Here is a 15708-nt window from a genome sequence, read left to right as displayed (position 1 = left end):
CCCCCTCACTTCACCCGCGACATCCGCGCTTCCGGATTGCCCGACTTCTCGTTCTCCGACAGATAGCGCAGGTCGTCGCCCACCGGGCGCAGTCGCACCGTATGGGCATTCTTCGTGCACTGAGCCGCGCTGTCCGCCTGGCCCTTGCCCTGGGCCACGATCTCCTTGGCCGACACCGACTTCAGGACGAGGTCCACGGCGCAGGTGCCGCCCAGTTGGTCGGTCTGGGTCATGACCGCGAAGCGTTCGCCGACCTTGCCCTGCTCGACCTTCAGCCTGAACGTGCCCATCGGGACGGCGCCGTTGGCCGCGACCGCCTGGCCCTCCCAGGTGCCGCGGTAGGAGGCGGGGACCTTGCCGCCGCCCTGGTCCGCGCCGTCGCCCGGCTGCTGGCTCGCGGTCGCGTTCGGCGGCCGCTTCCCCGCGTCGTTCGAATTCCCGCCGTCCCCCGGGAGCAGTCCCAGTACGAAGACGGAGCCGACCGTCACCGCGGCGAGCGCGCCCGCGACGCCCAGGACGAGGGTGCAACTGACCTTGCGGCCCTTGCCGTCGACGCCGCCCGGCACGGAGGTCGCGGCCACCGAGACACTGACCCGGCCGGGCGGTCCCGATGGGGCTGACGTCTGGGTGGGGACATAGGGTGCTGAAGTCGGGGCGGCGACCGGTGCGTACGACGCGTCCGGCGGGCCGAACGAGCCGCTGCCCTGCGGCACTTCACGTCCCGCGACCAGCGCATCGGACCCTCCCGCCGAGCCCGCAGTCGACGGCGGTCCGCCCACCATCGAGTTGCCGAACGGCACGGGCCCCGACGGCTGTTCCGGGATTCCCGTCCCGTCCGTGTCCAGGTCGAGGATCCGCACCGCGCTCCGGCTGACCCGCTCAACCAGCGGACCCGGCAGCCACCCGGCCGCCACCAGAGCGTCCGCTCCCGAGGGCGCGAGGCGCCGCGCGATCTCCGCGGGGGCCGGGCGCGCGGCCGCGTCCTTGGCCAGGCATTCGCGCGCGAGGTCGCGCAACTCGCCGTCGAGACCGTCCAGTTCGGGTTCTTCGTGTACGACCTTGTAGAGGAGGGAAGCGGACGAGTCGCCTGGGAACGGTGACGCCCCCGTCGCCGCGTACACAAGCACCGCGCCCAGCGAGAAGACGTCCGCCGCCCCGGCGACCCCCTTGCCGAGGATCTGCTCCGGCGACATATAGCCGGGCGAACCGATGGAGACACCGGTCGAGGTGAGCGAGGCCGTGCCGTCCGTGGCCCGCGCGATACCGAAGTCGATCAGCCGCGGGCCGTCCATCGTGAGCAGTACGTTCGACGGCTTCACGTCGCGGTGGACAAGGCCGAGTCCGTGTACGTGCGTCAGCGCCTCGGCCAGGCCCGCCACCAGGACTCGTACCGAATGGGCGGGAAGCGGACCGAGATCGCGCACCGCTTCCGCCAGCGAAGGGCCCGCCGCGTACCCCGTGGCCACCCACGGGACGGCCGCCTCCGGATCGGCGTCGAGGACCGGCACGGTCCAGTCGCCGCCGACCCGCCGCGCCGCGTCCACCTCACGCCGGAAGCGGGCGCGGAACTCCTCGTCGAGCGCGAAGTGCGGATGGACGACCTTCACCGCGACCGTACGGCCGCCCGTGCTGCGCCCCAGATAGACCCGGCCCATGCCGCCCGAGCCGAGCCGGCCGAGCAGCCGGTAGGGCCCGATGGCGGTCGGTTCGCCGGGATCGAGCGGGTGCATGACGAAGGCCTCCCCCAGACGGTGCCGCGCGGCCGCGGCCACCGGGACCGCGGGCATTGTCTGCAGCTCAGCGTAGTCCGCTTGGCTGCGGCCACGCAGTTGTCCTACCGGGGCTCAAGCAGCTCCACCCGTACATCCGCGGGGAAGCCCGTCGTCTCCCCCACCCGGCGCGCGAACTCCGCCACGCCTTCGAGCTGCGCGCTGCCGAACCGGAAGTCCAGCGTCGTGAAGTACCGCTCCAGCACCCCCGCGTCGAAGGTCTCCCAGCGCGCCGCCTGCTCGGAGACCTTGCCGACCTCCTCCAGCGAGAGATCACGCGAGGCCAGGAAGGCCTTGTGCACCTCGCGGACGACGGCGGGCTCGCGCTCCGCGTACTCGCGCCGCGCCGCCCAGACCGCGAAGACGAACGGAAGCCCCGTCCACTCCTTCCACATCTGGCCCAGGTCATAGACGTCCAGGCCGAGCCGCGGCCCGTCGATCAGATTCGCCCGCAGCGCCGCGTCCCCGATGAGCACGGCGGCGTCCGCCTCCCGCATCATCAGCCCGAGGTCGGGCGGACACGTGTAGTAGTCGGGGCGTACGCCGAAGCGCTCGGCGAGCAGCAGCTGCGCCAGGCGCACAGAGGTGCGCGACGTCGAGCCGAGCGCGACCCGGGCGCCGCCCAGCTGATCCAGGGGCACCTGCGAGACGATCACGCAGGACATGACGGGGCCGTCGCAGCCGACCGCGAGATCGGGGAAGGCGACGAGGTCGTCGGCGTTGCGGAGGAACTCGACGAGCGTCACCGGCGCGATGTCGAGTTCACCCCGCACCAGCTGCTCGCTGAGCTTTTCCGGGGTGTCCTTCGTCAGCTCGAAGTCGAGGAGCGTTCCGGTGCGCGCGAGTCCCCAGTAGAGGGGCATGCAGTTCAGGAACTGGATGTGACCGACGCGCGGCCGGGGCGTGCGGCGGGGGCTGGGCAGCTGATCGGCGCCCGCACCCGCGAGGGTGTCAACGGGAGAATTGTCCACATCGGGGAGGCTAGCCCCCTTGCTGTACCGTGCAGTGAGCGGGGCCGAAACGCGCCCCTGTCAACCCCTTCGGACCTGGTCCGTCAACCCCTCTGGGGGGTCCGTCAAACATCCGGGTGACGTGATCTTGCCCCCTATTGCTTTCGGCTGCCTGCGTGCTAAGCTCGCCGCAAGTTGCAGTTTGGTTTCCCTTGCAGTACAGAGCCTGCGGAGCATGTGACCCGCGGGCTCTCGTCGTTTTCAGACTTATGCAGTTGTTTCAACAATCGCAGGTTCTGGAGCAGGGCAACCCTTTGGCCCAAGGAGGGCTTATGGCTACCGGAACCGTGAAGTGGTTCAACGCCGAAAAGGGCTTTGGATTCATCGCCCAGGAAGGCGGAGGCCCCGACGTCTTCGTCCACTACTCCGCGATCAACGCGAACGGCTTCCGCTCCCTTGAGGAGAACCAGGCCGTGAGCTTCGACGTCACGCAGGGCCCGAAGGGTCCGCAGGCGGAGAACGTCACCCCCATGTAGTGGGGCGCCCCATTCGCGTGGGGCGTGTGACAGTTCCGGTGACTTGATCCGGACATGGATAGCAGTACCCAAGGGGCCCTGCCCTCGCCTTTATGGCGAGGCGCGGGGCCCCTGCCTTTTTCTGGCGTGGGCGCCTTGAGCGGTGGGGTGCTTTTCTTTCTGCGGGTGCGTTGTGGTCGCTCGCGCAGTTCCCCGCGCCCCTTACGGGGCCCGGTCCGCTTCGGCCCTTGCCTTGATTGCGTTCCGGGGGTTCCAGCCCTCGTGAGGGACCGCGGCGAGCAGCAGGGTTGTGTACGGGTCCTCTGGTGTTGTCAGGACTTGGGTCGTCCTGCCCTGTTCCACCACCTTTCCTCTCCGCATCACCAGGACCTCGTCCGTGATGTGTTGGACCACCGCCAAGTCGTGGCTCACGAAGACCAGGGCCACGCCCGTGTCGCGGCGGATCTCGGCCAGCAGTTGGAGGATCTGGGCCTGGATCGATACGTCCAGTGCCGCCACCGCCTCGTCCAGGACGAGGACTTGGGGGTCCACCGCGAGGGCTCTCGCGATGGCCAGGCGCTGGCGTTGGCCGCCGGAGAGTTCGCGGGGGCGGGCGCCGGCCTCTCTCGCGCCCAGGCCCACCTGGTCCAGGAGGTCCCCCACCTGCTTCTCGTCCCTGCCGTGCAGGGTCAGTGCCGTACGGAGGCACTGGGTTGAAGTGAGGCGGGGGTCCAGGGAGAGGTAGGGGTCCTGGAAGACCATCTGGATCTCCCTGGCTCGCGTCAGTCGGGCCTCGCGGCCTCGGGGGGTGCGGGGCTCGCGGGGGCGGCCATTCACCTTTACCGTGCCGGTGTCCTGCCGGACCAGGCCCACCAGCATGCGGGCGACCGTCGTCTTGCCCGAGCCGGATTCACCGACGATGCCGATGGAGCCGCCGGGGGGCACCGTGAACGTCACGTCGCTTGCCGCCTGGTGGCGGCCGCCGCCCGGCAGGGGGTAGCTCTTGCCCAGGCCGGATACTTCCAGCAGGTCTGACGGCATCAGGAGTGCACCTTTCGCTGAACAGAGACGGCGCAGGCCGCCGTGCCCCCGTCCGGCAGTGGCAGTTGCCCCGGAGTCCACGTCTCGCAGCCCGGTTCCGCGTCCCCGCAGCGGGAGACGAAGGGGCAGCCGTCGAACGTGTCCGAGAGGGACGGGGGGCGGCCCGGGATGGGGTGGAGGGTGTGGGGTGTTTCGCCCAGGGTTGGGGAGCAGGAGAGCAGGCCTCGGGTGTAGGGGTGCGCGGGGGACTTGAACAGGGCCTTTGCCGAACGCTCTTCGACGATCCGGCCCGCGTACATGACGTACACCCGGTCGCAGTACGCGGCCGCCAGGTGGAGGTCGTGGGTGATGAAGAGGAGGCCCAGGTCGCGGGTCGCGCGCAAGTCGCGGAGGAGGGCGAGGATTTCGGCCTGGGTGGTGACATCCAGGGCGCTTGTCGCCTCGTCCGCCAGGAGCAGGCTCGGTTCCGCCGCAAGCGCGCCCGCGATGACCACGCGTTGCAGCATGCCGCCGGAGAGTTCGTGCGGGCGCTGGCGTACGCGGTGTTCGGGGTGTGACAGGCCCACGGTGGAGAGCAGTTCGACCGCCTTCTCGCGGCTCGCGCCCCGCTCCACCAGGAAGTCGCCGATCCTGCGTACGGGGTTCAGCGCGGCCCGGGGGTCCTGGTGGACCATCGCCACCGTCCGGGCGCGGTGGGTGCGCAGGGCCTCGCCGGTGAGGGGGAGGATCTCTGTGCCGTTCACGCGTACGGAACCTGATGTCACCGCCCGTGCCGGCAGCAGGCCGAGCGCCGCCTTCGCCGTGGTCGACTTGCCCGAGCCCGACTCACCCACCAGGCCGACGACTTCACCGGGAGCGACGGTGAGGGACACGGTGTCCAGGAGGGGGCGGGCGGCGCCCGGGACCCGCAGGGTCAGGTCTTCTATTTCGAGCAGCGGCATTTGCATTTTCACTGCCTTCCTAGCCGGTCGGCGGCCCAGACCCCGACCACGTTGAAGGACACGACGACCAGGGCGATGGCCGTGCCGGGGACGAGGGCCGGAAGCAGCGCTCCCTGGACCACCGCCGCCTGGCCCTCCTGGACCATCAAGCCCCAGTCGGAGGAGGGTGGTTGGGCGCCGAAGCCCAGGTAGGAGAGGGTCGCCAGGGACATCAGGGCCTCGCCGAAGAGGACGACCAGGTAGCCGAGGATCGCGCGGCCCAGGTTCGGGACTAGGTGCGCGACGCAGATCCTCGCCCCGCCCATGCCCTGCACCCGGTAGGCGTCGACGTATGGCTTGCGGGTCTCCGAAAGGGCCAGTGAGCGTACGTACTTGGCGATCGTGGGGGTGAAGGCGAGGCCCAGGGCCAGGACCGATGTCGTCATTCCGGCGCCGAACACCGCGATGATCAGGACGGTGAACAGCAGGCCGGGGAACGCGTACATCACGTCCGTGAGCCGTGAGACCAGCGCGTCCACCCATCCCCCGCGCCAGGCCGCGAGCACGCCGAGCGTGACGCCCAGGACTGCGGCCACGGCGAGGAGCAGGATCGGGGCGATCAGGCTCGTGCGAGTTCCGTACAGGGCGCGCGACAACAGGTCCTGGCCCGAGGAATCGGTGCCGAGGAGGTGGTCCCCGGAGGTGCCGACCAGCGATGCCGAGAGGTCGATGGCGTCCGGGGCGTAGGGGGCGAGGAGCGGTGCGAACACCGCCGCGAGGACCACGAGGGCGAGCAGGCCGGCGGCCACCATCACTCCGACGGGGCGCCTGTCACGTACGACCAAGGGCGTGAGCCCCACAACAGCCTCAGCCATCAGGCCCTCGCCTCCTTGACGCGCGGGTCGAGCAGCGGATGGACCACATCCACCAGCGTCGTCACCACGATGTAGCCGGTGACCATGAGCAGCAGGACCGCCTGCGCCACCGGGAAGTCGTGCGTATTGATCGCGCCCACCAGGAGCGAGCCGATGCCGCTGATGCCGAAGGCCGTCTCCACGACCACCGTCCCCGCGAGCATTCCGGCCATCACGAGTCCGCACATGGTGATGATCGGGCCGAGCGCGTTGCGCAGGATGTGGCGGCGGATGATGTCGCGCTCGGGGACACCTGACGCCCGCGCCGCCTCCACGTGGTCCGATGCCGCGGCGTCCGCCATCGCCTGGCGGGTGACCCGGCTGATGATGGCGAGCGCGCCGAGCGCCAACGACAGGGCGGGCAGCGTCAGATGGTGGAGCGTGCCGGTGAAGCCCTCGCCCGACCCCGTCACCGGGAACCAGCCCAGCTGTACGCCGAAGAGCGAGACGAGCGCGATCGCGGCGACGAAGGACGGGACGGATGCCGCGAGTGTCGTGCCGCCGACCACCGCCGAGTCGATCCACGTCGAGCGCTTCACGGCGGCCAGGATTCCGGCGCCGACGCCGAGCACCACGAACAACACCGTGGCGTAGGCGACCAGTTGGAGGGTGGTCGGGAAGCGGGACGTGATCAGGTCGGCAACCTGGTCGCTGTATTTGAAGGACCGGCCCAGGTCGAAGTGGACGCAGTCCCACAGCCAGCGGCCGTACTGGACGACCAGCGGCTCGTCCAGGTGGTACTGCGAGCGGACCTGCGCGAGCCGCTCGGGTGTCAACTTGTCGCGGCCGCCCGCGAGGAACACCGCGGGATCACCGGGTGCCGCGTACACGGCGGCGAAGATGACGAACGACGCGGCGAAGAGCGTGGCGACGAGGCCGGCCAGGCGCCGCAGCAGTCGGGAGGCGAGCATGGGGCTCCTCACCTAGCCCTTCTTGGCGCTCTTGGCGCCGAGTCCGGCCGCCCACGGGTAGTAGAGGTAGGCCTGCGAGGCGGGTGGTCCGGTCAGCTTGTCGCTGATGACGAGGGCCGACGGCACCTGTGCGACGGGGATCCAGACGCCCGCGTCCACGAACCTCTTCTGTACGTCGATGGCGAGCTCGGCCCGCTTGGTGTCGTCCAGGGTGCTGAGCGCCTGGCGCACCTTCTTGTCGTACGTGGCGTCCTTGAAGCCGACCCAGTTGTTGGCGGAGTCGGAGAGGCCGTTGTCGTAGAAGCCCATGGGGTCGGCCTTGGAGATGTACCAGTCGCCGACCAGGACGTCGATGTCCGCGCGGGCGGCCGGGTCGCTGTAGAACTCCTCGAACTGGGCGGTCGGGACGGTCTTGATCTGCCCCTTGAGCCCGACGCGCTGGAGCGCGGAGCGCACCGCGTTCGCGACGACCGTGCGGCCCTGGCTGCTGTCCGTGCCGATCACGATGGGGTCGGTCGGCGCGCCCGCCTCCTTCACAAGATCCTTGGCCTTGGCGAGGTCGTCGGCGGAGGGCGTGGCGGGTGCCGATCCCTCCAACTTCTCCTGTGCGGCGGCGAATTCGGCCTTCTCATAGCCCCAGGCGCCGGAGCCGACCGGAGTGGCCCACGGCTGCACGAGGCCGCCGTAGCCCGACTTGGCGATGCCCGAGCGGTCGAGCGCGAGGGACAGCGCCTGCCGGACCCGCGGGTCCTTCAGGCCGCCGCGCGCGGTCGGGATGAGGACGAGGGACGCGGTGGAGGGGCCGTAGTGCTGGTCGAGGCCCTTGGTGGAGCGCAGGGCGGACGCGGTGTTCGGGGATTCCGCGTACGTCCCGTCGGCGGCGCCCGTCTTCAGGGCGTTGACCAGCGCGCTGTCGGAGGCCCAGCGGAAGACGACCTGCCGGGTCAGCGGCTTGTCGCCCCAGTACTTGCCGTACCGCTCGATGGTGATCGAGTCGCCGGACTTCCAGCCCTTCAGGGCGTACGGTCCGCTGCACGCGTCGCCCTGTCCCGGCGTGCCGAAGTCCTTTCCGGCGGCGGTCACTTGCTCCTTGTTCCAGACGATGCCCGCGTCACCGGCGAGCGCCTTGGTGAAGAGCGCGTCGGGGGCCTTGAAGCGGATGGTGATCTCGCGGCCGCCGGTCTTCTTCATGGACTTGACGTTGCCGAACTCGTCGGCCTGTTCCATGTCCGGGTCCGCGTGCCGCTTCAGCGACCAGAGCACGTCGTCGGCGGTGAGCTGCGAGCCGTCGTGGAAGGTGACGCCGTCCCTGACCGTCAGGACGAGGGTCTTGTCGTCGGGGGTCGCGGCCTTCTCGGCGAGGAAGGGCTTCGTCGTCATGTCGGGCTGCAGTTGGTAGAGCCGCTCGCAGACGTTGGTGAGGACGACGCGGCCCGCGCTCGTGCCCTGGGTGTCGAGGTCGAGCGAGTCGGGCTCGTCCTCCAGGAGCCAATTGGCCTTGTCCAGCTGCCCCTTGGCGGCCATGGTCGTCGCGCTCAGCTTCAGCTTCGCCGCGTCGGCGGGCTCTGTGCCGGTGGCGGCGGTGTCGGCGCCGCTGCATCCGGCGGCGGTGAGGAGGGCGGCCGCGGTGAGGCCCGCGACCAGGGGCCGGCTGATGGTCCGGGTCGTCGTCATCTGCTGTCTCCGTACGGGCCGTCGTAGAGGTTCCAGGGCATGTGCTGGTAGTCGCGGTCACAGGGGGTGCCGGCGGTGACGTGATAGTCGCCGCCGGTCAGGTCCACGCAGGAGGAGACGAGCGTGGCCCAGTGCTTGACCTCGGGCCTGCGCCGGTCGGGGTGCGTGCACAGCGACTCGGGGTAACCGAGGTGGTCGGACATGGCCTGCTTGATCAGCTTCCGGGACTCGTCAGGGCCTGTGGAGGAGCGCAGGGCATTGAGGCCGAGCTCGGCGCGCGGGACGCGGACGAGCGAATCCGACGACATGGGGCGGTAGTTGGCCGCGATCGCGGCGGGGATGCCCGCCTGGTAGTGGTTGCCGTGCACGAGCAGCCCGTCCGTCGGATACATCCAGCCGTGCCCGGCGGGTGTGGTCTCCAGGTCGACGGCGAAGCCCTCGCGGCAGGCGAGCAGGGCGTTGGACGCGATGTGGGCGCGGGTGCGGCAGAGCACGTCCAGGGCGTCGGTGATGGTGTGCTGGTCCAGGACGCTGCGGCGTACGACGGTCTGGGGGAGGCCGACGGCGTCGCTGAAGCGGCCGCCGAGGCCGTTCGCGTTGAGTGCGATGCCCGCCGAATTGGCGCCCTGGCGGCCGATCTGGCCCGCCTCGACCTGCATGATCAGGGTCGGGCGAGGGGGCTGGACGACGCGGAGCATGACGACGGTGCCGGCGACCCCGGCGCGCCAGTCCCAGTTCTGCCCGGCCCAGACGTGACCGTCCCCGCTGGCCTCCCCGTACGCGGCGAAGGAGGTGCAGCCCTCGGCGGGCTCCTCGTCTTCAGCGTCTTCCGCCTTCATGTCGGCGAAGGAGCGGTCGTAGATGACCTCGCCGCGGGCGTTGAGGGCGAGGATGTCCGGGAGGTCGACTCCGGCGCCCTCGGCGATGCCGCGCATCTCCTCCAGGAGGTGGGGGGCGTAGCCGCGGACCGGCTCCAGCCAGCGGGCCGCGCGGGTGGCGACCTGGTTCCAGGTCAGGCCCGACGACTGGCCGAACGCCTCCTCGTAGTAGGCGAGTGCGGCGTGCAGCTGCGGGCGGACGGCTTCGCCGTACTGGTGGCCGCGTTCGATCGGGGTGCCGGATATCTCGATGAGGGGCAGTGCCATTGTTCTCCTCGCGGCGGAGAGCTGTTGTAACGTGCGTTACGAAGAACTCTCCTTTTGGAATGCGTTGCCCAGGAGAGTAACGTCCATCACACGAGAGTCAATAGCTGTAATGGAAATTTCAGAGGGTGGGACGGAAGAGACCGGGGCGTCCGGTGGAGCGGGCCTTGCCCGGCTGCGGGCCGCCGTGCGCGACCAGTGGGAGACGCTGTCGGCGTCCGAACGGGCCGTCGCCCAGTACCTGGTCAGCGCCCCCGCACAGTCGCTGCTTTTCGCCAGCGCGCAGGAGCTGGGCTCGGCGAGCGGCACCAGCAACGCGACGGTCGTGCGCGCCCTGCAGCGCCTCGGCTATGCGGGCCTGCCCGCGCTCAAGCGTGAGCTGGCGTCGGACTTCACATCGGCGGTGGCGCCGGAGGTGCGCCTGAAGCAGCGCATCGCGCATGTGGGCCGGGACCTGGACGGCATCTGGGGCGAGGTCTTCGACGAGGCGCAGGAGCGCATCGAGCACGCGCGCCGCCTGACGCCGGGCGAGGCGCTGCGGGACGCGGTCGGCATCCTCGCCGAAGCACCCGAGATCCACTGCTATGGCATCGCGGCGTCCGAACTGGCCGCGCGGCACCTGGCGTTGGCGCTCGGCAGGATCGGCCGCAGGGCGCGGTACTTCGGCGACACGGGGTTCGCTCTGGCCGACCATCTGCTCGCCGTGCGGCAGGGCGACGCGGTGGTGATCTTCCAGCCGGGGCGGGCGCTTGCCGAGCTGTCGGTGCTGATCGAGCGGGCGCGGGCGGTCGGGGCGCGGGTTGTCCTCGTCACGGACGAGTTGGCCGAGCTTTACGGGGCGCGGGTGGATGCGGTGCTGACTGCTCCGCATACGCCGACCGGGATCACTACGGAGGCGTTGACGGCGCTGGTCGTCGCCGATGCGGTTTTGCTGGCGCTGGCCACGTTGGATGAGGCTCGGGCGGTGGATACCTCGCATCAACTGACCGCTTTGCGGGAGCAGTTGCTTGGTCCTAGGGCTCGTAAGGGGTAGCGGGTCGAGGTGTGACTGCGGCGCCGTCGTGGCTTGTCGCGCCCACGCGGCGGAGCCGCAAATGTCACAGCCCCGCGCCCCTTCGGGGCGCCCCTGCAGCGCCTCTCACGTCCCCGATGGCCTCGGCTGCTCCGGTGGGACCGAGCTCTCGGCCATCGCCATCCACTGGTCCAGGTCGGTCTGGGTGAACTCTGTCCACGGTGGGACTCCGGGGAGCCGGCGCAGAAGGTCGTAGGCCTCGGGGATCTGGGCTCCGCGGAGGACCGGGCAGTGGCAGCCGGCGATGACCTCGGCGTTCAGGTGCTGGAAGTCGGTGACGACCGTCCCGAACTTCTGGGCGTCAAGCAGGGCGACCCAGGGGGAGACCAGCCTTCCGCCGAAGAACTGGCCGTCGCGGAATTCGTCCGGCGACAGCGCCGCCATTTCGGGCATGGGGGTCGGCACGTTCGTGGCGAAGGTGTCCACGGACCACAGGACGTTGGCCTTCGGGTCGAACAGGGCTCGGGTCGTGGGGTTGTCGTACAGGGGCGGTCTCTTGGCGACCAGGGTGCGATCGCCCGCGTCGATCGTGTCGCCGTCGGTCATGAAGCGGCACCGGTTGATGGGGGTCTCCCACTCCTCGGCCATGCGGCCGATGGAGAACCACGTCGTCAGCAGGGTCGCGTTCGGGCATTCCGCGAGGACCGCCAGGAGGTTGCCGGCGTGGTCGCGGTCGTCGTGGGTGAGGAAGATCCACCGTACGTCCAGGGGGTCCACGATGGACCAGGCCGCCTCCAGCCACTGGGAGCGCACTGCGGGCGCCCCGGTGTCCACGAGTACGGGTTCGGCTCCCCGGATCACCATCGAGTTCATCGGGAAGTGGCCGACCGGCGGGGCCTCAAGCGCCCACGGGATGACGAACGTCTCCTCGGCGATCTTGTACGGCTGCAGAAGGTCGAAACTCTCCATGGTTGTCATCGCTGCTCCTAGGACAGAGTCGCCGCAGCCTCCATAGATCCAGTGCAGCCCCGTGCCGTGCTGTCGTCAAACGCAGGACTCGTGACGGTCGTGCGGGACTTTCAGAACAGCCCCTAGCTGTGCTGCATCACCAGCACGAATGTCGTCCCCGGCTCCAGCGCCTCGTACAAATGAGGCACGTCTCCCCGGTACGACATGTAATCCCCTGCCGCCAGCTCCACCGTCTCGCCTCGTGGCCCCGCCAGCAGTCGGCCCGTGCTGACGACCAGGTGCTCCACCGAGCCGGGGATGTGCGCGTCGGACTCCCGCGCCGAGCCCGGCTCCATCGCGCCGTGGTAGATGTCGCGCCGGACCCCGGCCGGGCCCGGTGACAGCAACGTGCCCGCGTACGAAGCCTGTTCGGCGTGCATGGTCGGGCCCTCCCCCGCGCGGATCACCGTGACGGCGGGTGCGGGCGACTCCACGAGCACGCTGAACGGCACCCCCAGCGCCACGGCGAGGGCCCACAGCGTCTCGATCCCGGGATTGCCGGTGGCCGCCTCCAGCTGCGAAAGCGTCGACTTCGCGATCCCGGCCCGCTTGGCCAGCTCGGAGAGGGAGATCCCTGCCTTGGCCCGCTCCCGGCGCAGCGCGGCCGCGACCCATTCACGGGGCAGCCGGGATCGGGCGGCGTCGCCCTTGCCGTCAGTCATGCCGTACCGCTCTCTCTCATGCGTTCGCCATAAGGGACCATTCGTTCGGCTTGACGAACGGGACCCGTACCGCCCATCCTACGACGTATGTGTTCGCCACACCGAACAGACAGCCCGCCTGACCGAACGAGCGAGGGTTTCGTCCGGCTCTCCCACCTCCCCCGCGGCGTCCTGCGCGACATCGCCCTCGTCTGGCTCGCCGACGCCGTCGTCGGCGTCTCCTTCGGCGCGATCGCCATCGCCGGCGGGCTACCGGTGTGGGTGCCGGTGCTGATGTCGCTGCTCGTGTACGCGGGCTCCGCCCAGTTCAGCGCGGTCGGGATCCTCGCGGCGGGCGGCGGCCCGGTGGCCGCGGCGGCGACCGGTCTACTGCTCAACTCCCGTACGGCGGCGTTCAGTCTGGCCGTGGCCGACAGCCTCGGGCGGTCCTGGGCCGCGCGGCTCGTGGGCGCGCATCTGATCACCGACGAGACGGCGGCGTTCGTCCTCGCGCAGCCCGACCAGAAGCGGCGCAAGGCCGCGTTCTGGATATCCGGGGTCGGCCTGTTCGCCGTATGGAACGTCAGCGTGCTCGGCGGCGCGCTCGCCGGTTCCGCGATCGGCGACACCGCCCGCTTCGGGCTCGACGCCGCGTTCCCTGCCGTACTCCTCGCCCTGGTCCTGCCCGCGCTGCGGGCCGACAGCATGACGCGGCGGGCGGCGGGCGCCGGTGCCGTGATCGCGGTGGCCGCGACGCCGCTGCTGCCCGCCGGGGTGCCGGTGCTGCTCGCCCTGCTCGGTCTGCTCGCCGCGCGGCGCGGGCCGAGCCGCCCCGCCCGAACCACCACCCCTCGCACCGCCCGCCGCACCACCCCGAGGAGCGCCTCGTGAACGCCCAGCTCGCCTGCGTCCTCGTCCTCGCCGCGGGAACGTACGCCTTCCGCCTGGCCGGACCCGTACTGCACGGCCGCATCGAACTCCCCGCCCGTGTCCAGGAGTTGCTGACCATCGGCGCGACGGTCCTGCTGGTCGCGCTGCTCGCCACGGGCGCGCTCACCGAGGGCGGCGGCCCCGCCGGATGGGCCCGCCCGCTCGGCGTCCTGGTCGGCGGCGTACTCGCCTGGCGCAAGGCGCCGTTCGCGGTAGTCGTGATCGGCGCCGCGGCGACTACGGCGTTGCTGCGTCTCGCGGGGGTCGCGTAGACCCGTCCGGTGTGCCGCCCCCGGAGCCGTACAGTGCGTCCACGACCCCCGCGTACCGCTCGGCCACCGCACGCCTGCGCACCTTCAGGCTCGGCGTGAGCAGCCCGCCCTCCACCGTGAAGTCCTCGTCCAGGAGCGCGAATTCACGGATGCGGGCCGGGCGCGAGACCTCCGCGTTGGCCGCGTCCACCGCATCCTGGACCAGGGCGCGGACGCGGGGATCGCGGGACGGCGGGCCGGTGAACCGTACGCCCTCGCGCCCCGCCCACCCGGCGACCTCCTCCGCGTCCAGGGTGATGAGCGCCACCGGGTAAGGGCGGTGGTCGCCCACCATCACCACTCGCGACACGAAACGCGAGCGCTGGACGGCCAGTTCACTCAGCGATGGCGTGATGTTCTTGCCGCCCGACGTGATGATCAGGTCCTTCTTGCGGCCGGTCACGGAGAGATAGCCGTCGGCGTCGACGGCACCCAAGTCGCCCGTGTGCAGCCACCCTTCGGCGTCCAGCACCTCGTGGGTGGCGTCCGGGTCGGCGTGGTAGCCCGGGAAGACCATCTCGCCCCGGGCGAGTATCTCCCCGTCGTCGGCGATGCGGACCTCGCAGCCGTCGACGGGGCGGCCGACCGTGCCGTACCGCACCGCGCCCGGATGGTTGAGGCTGATGACCCCGGCCGACTCGGTCATCCCGTACCCCTCGAAGACCGCGATGCCGCAGGCCCGCAGGAAGTCGACGACATGCGGCGCGATGGGGGCGCCGCCGGTCAGCGCCCATCGGACGCGGCCCCCGAGCGCCTGCCGGACCGGGCCGTAGAGGGACTTCTCGGCGGCTTCGTACGCGTCCTGGAGACCGGGCGGCAGGGCGTCGTCCGCGGCGAGGACCCCGATGCGTACGGCTTCTTCGAAGCGTTCGCCGCCACCGGGTGCGGACTCCGCGAGGGAGCGGACGACCGCGTACACCTTCTCGAACAGGCGCGGCACGGACGGCAGATGGGTGGGGCTCACCTCGGCGAGTTCGGTGACGACGTTCTCGATCGCGCCACCGAAAAAGCAGAGCTCGCCGCCCTCGATGAGCGTGGTGAACTCGATGAGCTGGGCCAGCAGATGGGCCAGCGGGAGATAGAGGTACGTCGCGTCGCCGGGACCGCCCTCGATGAGGGGCAGCGTGGCGGACTGGACGGCGCCCAGGTTGGCGTGGGTGAGGAGGCAGCCCTTCGGCGGCCCTGTCGTGCCCGAGGTGTAGATGATGGTGGCCAGATCGGCGGGGACGCGATCGCGGGCGCGGGCCAGCAGGGCGGCGGCGTCCGACGACTCGGCCTCCGGCCCCTGCCCCACCCCTGCACCCGCACCCGCACCCGCACCCGCACCCGCACCCTCCGGGACTTCCGTCATGAGCAGCACATGCCGCACCCCGGTCAGCCGGGCCCGCAGCCGCTCGATCTTCGCCGCCTGCGCCGCGTCCTCGCAGATCACCACCGACGCCCCGCTGTCCCCCAGGACCCAGACGACCTCCTCGTCGCCCGCCGTCGGGTAGACGGGGACGACGACCGCGCCCGCCGCGAAGGTGCCGAAGTGGGCGAAGGTCCACTCGGGGCGGGTCTCGGCGAGGATCGCCACGCGGTCGTCCGCACGGACGCCGAGAGCGAGCAGCCACTGCCCGAAGTCCCTTACTCTCTCCCGGAGTTGCTCGTAATCGACCTGCTCCCACGCCCCGCCTTCGGTCTTGCGGCGGAGGGCGGGCAGCTTGCCGTGCCGGTCGGCCGCCCACTCGGCGAGGACGGCCAGGGTCTCGGGGCGCTCGGTCGGCTGCATGCGTACGACGCTAGGGACACCGCGGCCCTTCGCGGGATGACGGGAAACGTCAGCGGGGTTGGCCGGGAAGCTCAGCGGGACCCCCGCGACTCCACCGGGCAACACGCCGCACGTGCCAAAGGTTTGACCGCAAGGCTCAGAAGATCCTCAAAACTCTTGTTGCCCCAGCCGCCCCGGCACCAGTATCCCTCCCAAGCCC

The 15708-nt window shown here is 70.7% G+C and carries 15 protein-coding genes; 4 read left to right on the top strand and 11 right to left on the bottom strand.

Going from position 1 to position 15708, the window contains the following annotated elements:
* Nucleotides 1-5: 5 nt before the first annotated feature.
* Nucleotides 6-1730 carry a serine/threonine-protein kinase gene (locus AB0G47_RS13475; RefSeq protein ID WP_360769007.1) on the bottom strand — a complete coding sequence of 575 codons (1725 nt, stop codon included), beginning with the start codon at nucleotides 1728-1730 and terminating at the stop codon, nucleotides 6-8.
* A 104-nt stretch (nucleotides 1731-1834) separates the two neighbouring features.
* On the bottom strand, nucleotides 1835-2692 hold the full coding sequence (locus AB0G47_RS13470; RefSeq protein WP_360769004.1) for a menaquinone biosynthesis protein: 858 nt from the start codon (nucleotides 2690-2692) through the stop codon (nucleotides 1835-1837).
* Between the two features lie 359 nt (nucleotides 2693-3051).
* On the opposite strand from AB0G47_RS13470, the gene AB0G47_RS13465 reads away from it, so the two are divergent.
* The gene (locus AB0G47_RS13465; protein WP_006138897.1) at nucleotides 3052-3255 is read left to right on the top strand and encodes a cold-shock protein; all 204 of its coding nucleotides are present in this window, start codon (nucleotides 3052-3054) and stop codon (nucleotides 3253-3255) included.
* A gap of 201 nt (nucleotides 3256-3456) precedes the next feature.
* Here AB0G47_RS13465 and AB0G47_RS13460 read toward each other — a convergent pair whose 3' ends face one another.
* The 6 genes from AB0G47_RS13460 to AB0G47_RS13435 are packed head-to-tail and all read right to left on the bottom strand — an operon-like array spanning nucleotide 3457 to nucleotide 9839.
* Nucleotides 3457-4275, bottom strand: a complete 819-nt coding sequence (locus AB0G47_RS13460; RefSeq protein ID WP_360768159.1) for an ABC transporter ATP-binding protein — start codon at nucleotides 4273-4275, stop codon at nucleotides 3457-3459.
* The gene (locus AB0G47_RS13455) at nucleotides 4275-5216 is read right to left on the bottom strand and encodes an ABC transporter ATP-binding protein (RefSeq protein ID WP_360768156.1); all 942 of its coding nucleotides are present in this window, start codon (nucleotides 5214-5216) and stop codon (nucleotides 4275-4277) included. The genes AB0G47_RS13460 and AB0G47_RS13455 overlap by 1 nt, the downstream gene beginning before the upstream one ends.
* An 8-nt stretch (nucleotides 5217-5224) precedes the next feature.
* Nucleotides 5225-6070: an ABC transporter permease gene (locus tag AB0G47_RS13450; RefSeq protein ID WP_360768154.1), complete on the bottom strand. Its 846-nt coding sequence runs from the start codon at nucleotides 6068-6070 to the stop codon at nucleotides 5225-5227.
* Complete coding sequence (locus AB0G47_RS13445; RefSeq protein ID WP_360768152.1) at nucleotides 6070-7020, bottom strand: ABC transporter permease; 951 nt, start codon at nucleotides 7018-7020, stop codon at nucleotides 6070-6072. Before AB0G47_RS13445 ends, AB0G47_RS13450 begins: the two co-directional genes overlap by 1 nt.
* A 12-nt stretch (nucleotides 7021-7032) precedes the next feature.
* Nucleotides 7033-8694 carry an ABC transporter substrate-binding protein gene (locus AB0G47_RS13440; protein WP_360768150.1) on the bottom strand — a complete coding sequence of 554 codons (1662 nt, stop codon included), beginning with the start codon at nucleotides 8692-8694 and terminating at the stop codon, nucleotides 7033-7035.
* Entirely contained in the window at nucleotides 8691-9839 is a 1149-nt protein-coding gene (locus AB0G47_RS13435) for a C45 family peptidase (RefSeq protein ID WP_360768149.1), read from the bottom strand. The genes AB0G47_RS13440 and AB0G47_RS13435 overlap by 4 nt, the downstream gene beginning before the upstream one ends.
* Before the next feature lie 109 nt (nucleotides 9840-9948).
* Here AB0G47_RS13435 and AB0G47_RS13430 point away from each other — a divergent pair, with 109 nt between their 5' ends.
* Nucleotides 9949-10869, top strand: a complete 921-nt coding sequence (locus AB0G47_RS13430) for a MurR/RpiR family transcriptional regulator (RefSeq protein WP_360768146.1) — start codon at nucleotides 9949-9951, stop codon at nucleotides 10867-10869.
* A 105-nt stretch (nucleotides 10870-10974) separates the two neighbouring features.
* On the opposite strand, the gene AB0G47_RS13425 is transcribed toward AB0G47_RS13430, so the two are convergent.
* Nucleotides 10975-11826, bottom strand: coding sequence for an MBL fold metallo-hydrolase (locus AB0G47_RS13425; protein ID WP_360768143.1), 852 nt, complete (start codon nucleotides 11824-11826; stop codon nucleotides 10975-10977).
* A gap of 113 nt (nucleotides 11827-11939) precedes the next feature.
* Nucleotides 11940-12518, bottom strand: a complete 579-nt coding sequence (locus AB0G47_RS13420; RefSeq protein ID WP_360768140.1) for an XRE family transcriptional regulator — start codon at nucleotides 12516-12518, stop codon at nucleotides 11940-11942.
* An 87-nt stretch (nucleotides 12519-12605) separates the two neighbouring features.
* Between AB0G47_RS13420 and AB0G47_RS13415 the strand changes: the two genes are divergently transcribed.
* Complete coding sequence (locus AB0G47_RS13415) at nucleotides 12606-13388, top strand: AzlC family ABC transporter permease (RefSeq protein ID WP_360768137.1); 783 nt, start codon at nucleotides 12606-12608, stop codon at nucleotides 13386-13388.
* The gene (locus tag AB0G47_RS13410) at nucleotides 13385-13699 is read left to right on the top strand and encodes an AzlD domain-containing protein (RefSeq protein WP_360768135.1); all 315 of its coding nucleotides are present in this window, start codon (nucleotides 13385-13387) and stop codon (nucleotides 13697-13699) included. The genes AB0G47_RS13415 and AB0G47_RS13410 overlap by 4 nt, the downstream gene beginning before the upstream one ends.
* Here the strand turns inward: AB0G47_RS13410 and AB0G47_RS13405 are convergent.
* A complete protein-coding gene (locus AB0G47_RS13405; protein ID WP_360768132.1) occupies nucleotides 13665-15509 on the bottom strand; it encodes a long-chain fatty acid--CoA ligase in 1845 nt (614 codons plus the stop codon). The two genes, AB0G47_RS13410 and AB0G47_RS13405, sit on opposite strands and share 35 nt — an antisense overlap.
* Nucleotides 15510-15708 lie beyond the last annotated feature (199 nt).

It is taken from the genome of Streptomyces sp. NPDC021622 (assembly GCF_040640795.1).
Taxonomy (GTDB): domain Bacteria; phylum Actinomycetota; class Actinomycetes; order Streptomycetales; family Streptomycetaceae; genus Streptomyces.
Note: the sequence above shows the minus strand (reverse complement) of the source record. Positions and strands in the feature narration are given on the sequence as shown.

Bases quoted from the DNA above. Each gene is read 5' to 3' on its own strand.
- AB0G47_RS13475 (WP_360769007.1), bottom strand. From the start codon at position 1,730: ATGCACCCGCTCGATCCCGGCGAACCGACCGCCATCGGGCCCTACCGG.
- AB0G47_RS13465 (WP_006138897.1), top strand. From the start codon at position 3,052: ATGGCTACCGGAACCGTGAAGTGGTTCAACGCCGAAAAGGGCTTTGGA.
- AB0G47_RS13460 (WP_360768159.1), bottom strand. From the start codon at position 4,275: ATGCCGTCAGACCTGCTGGAAGTATCCGGCCTGGGCAAGAGCTACCCC.
- AB0G47_RS13455 (WP_360768156.1), bottom strand. From the start codon at position 5,216: ATGCCGCTGCTCGAAATAGAAGACCTGACCCTGCGGGTCCCGGGCGCC.
- AB0G47_RS13450 (WP_360768154.1), bottom strand. From the start codon at position 6,070: ATGGCTGAGGCTGTTGTGGGGCTCACGCCCTTGGTCGTACGTGACAGG.
- AB0G47_RS13445 (WP_360768152.1), bottom strand. From the start codon at position 7,020: ATGCTCGCCTCCCGACTGCTGCGGCGCCTGGCCGGCCTCGTCGCCACG.
- AB0G47_RS13440 (WP_360768150.1), bottom strand. From the start codon at position 8,694: ATGACGACGACCCGGACCATCAGCCGGCCCCTGGTCGCGGGCCTCACC.
- AB0G47_RS13435 (WP_360768149.1), bottom strand. From the start codon at position 9,839: ATGGCACTGCCCCTCATCGAGATATCCGGCACCCCGATCGAACGCGGC.
- AB0G47_RS13430 (WP_360768146.1), top strand. From the start codon at position 9,949: ATGGAAATTTCAGAGGGTGGGACGGAAGAGACCGGGGCGTCCGGTGGA.
- AB0G47_RS13425 (WP_360768143.1), bottom strand. From the start codon at position 11,826: ATGACAACCATGGAGAGTTTCGACCTTCTGCAGCCGTACAAGATCGCC.
- AB0G47_RS13420 (WP_360768140.1), bottom strand. From the start codon at position 12,518: ATGACTGACGGCAAGGGCGACGCCGCCCGATCCCGGCTGCCCCGTGAA.
- AB0G47_RS13415 (WP_360768137.1), top strand. From the start codon at position 12,606: ATGTGTTCGCCACACCGAACAGACAGCCCGCCTGACCGAACGAGCGAG.
- AB0G47_RS13405 (WP_360768132.1), bottom strand. From the start codon at position 15,509: ATGCAGCCGACCGAGCGCCCCGAGACCCTGGCCGTCCTCGCCGAGTGG.